This window comes from Cupriavidus sp. Met-2, from assembly GCF_049843575.1.
GTDB classification, from domain to species: Bacteria; Pseudomonadota; Gammaproteobacteria; order Burkholderiales; family Burkholderiaceae; genus Cupriavidus; species Cupriavidus metallidurans.
Genome location: NZ_JBBHZL010000050.1, coordinates 1 through 1288, shown reverse-complemented (window position 1 = coordinate 1288; position 1288 = coordinate 1). Strand labels below are relative to the sequence as shown.

At 60.6% G+C, this 1288-nt stretch carries 1 protein-coding gene; it reads right to left on the bottom strand.

Features of this window, described 5'->3' with window-relative positions:
• Window positions 1–40: 40 nt before the first annotated feature.
• A protein-coding gene (locus WD006_RS29325) for an IS3-like element ISRme13 family transposase (RefSeq protein WP_085960481.1) occupies window positions 41–1227 on the bottom strand; the annotation gives its coding sequence in 2 pieces (ribosomal slippage) (window positions 41–972 and window positions 972–1227; 1188 coding nt in all).
• Between the last annotated feature and the right edge of the window lie 61 nt (window positions 1228–1288).

The following is a 1288-nucleotide window of genomic DNA, read 5'->3' as shown; positions in this document are numbered from 1 at the left end:
TGACCTTGCCCCTGTTCCACGAATCCCATAACCGAGGGAATTAGGCAGCCCGGTGTTGCTGAGCTGCGGACCAGTTTTTCTCGAACGTCATGGGGCTGACGTAGCCCAGCGTCGAGTGGAGTCGGCTGGCATTATAAAAGCCAAGCCAGTCAATTACCTCGTCCATTGCGGCGCGGCGGGTAGCGAACTGGCGACCGTGCAGGCGAGCGACCTTCAACGACCCCCACAGACTCTCAGTCGGCGCGTTGTCCCAGCAATCGCCCCTGCGGCTCATTGACGAGCGCATGCCATACGCCTTCAGGGCGTCTTGAAACAGATGGCTGCAATACTGGCTTCCCCGGTCGGTGTGCACAATCACACCGGCTTCCGGGCGGCGCCGGAACCAGGCCATGCGCAGCGCGTCCGTGACCAATTCGGCCTTCATGTGTGGTTGCATCGACCAGCCAACCACCTGCCGGCTGAACAGGTCGATGATGACCACCAGGTAGAGCCAGCCTTCGGCGGTCGCCACATAGGTTATGTCGCTCGTCCAGACTTGATTGGGTGCTGCTGGGCTAAAGTCGCGTTGCAGCAGATTGGGGGCCACCGGCAAATCGTGGTTCGAGTTGGTTGTCGCGATGTACTTGCGCTTGTGGCGGGCACGGATGCCGTGCAGCGCCATCAGCTTGCGAACACGCTCCTTGCCCACCCGCACCCCACGCGCCAGCAGTTCCTTCCACATGCGCGGCCAGCCGTACTCCCCCTTGACCCCGGCGTGAATCGCCTTGATGTGGGCCAACAAGGCATCGTCACTGAGTCGGCCTCTATCTGGCCTGTCGGTGCTTACTGTGCGTTGCTTGCGCTGGTGATAGCCGCTGGGGCTGACCCCTAACAGCTCACACAGGACCGAGACCGGCCAGTAACGTCGGTTTCGCTCGATGAACGCATACCTCACACCGACTCCTTCGCAAAGTATGCTGCGGCTTTTTTTAAAATATCGCGCTCCATCTTCAAGCGCGCCACCTCCGCCCGAAGCCGGGCCAGCTCCATCTGCTCCGGGCTGACCGGCTTCATACCCGCACCAGTCAGCTTGCCTTCCCGCTCCGCCTTGACCCAGTTATGCAGCGTCTGCGCTCTGATGCCCAGGGTCGCGCTAACCACTGCCATGCTCTGCCCGCTCTTCACCAGCCGTACCGCTTCCAGCTTGAATTCCAGCGTGTACTGCGCCCGCTTTGTCTTGCTTGTCATCACATCTCTCCTTGCTTCAGTTTAACCTCAGCAAGGGATTCGTTTTGCGGGGGCAAGCTCA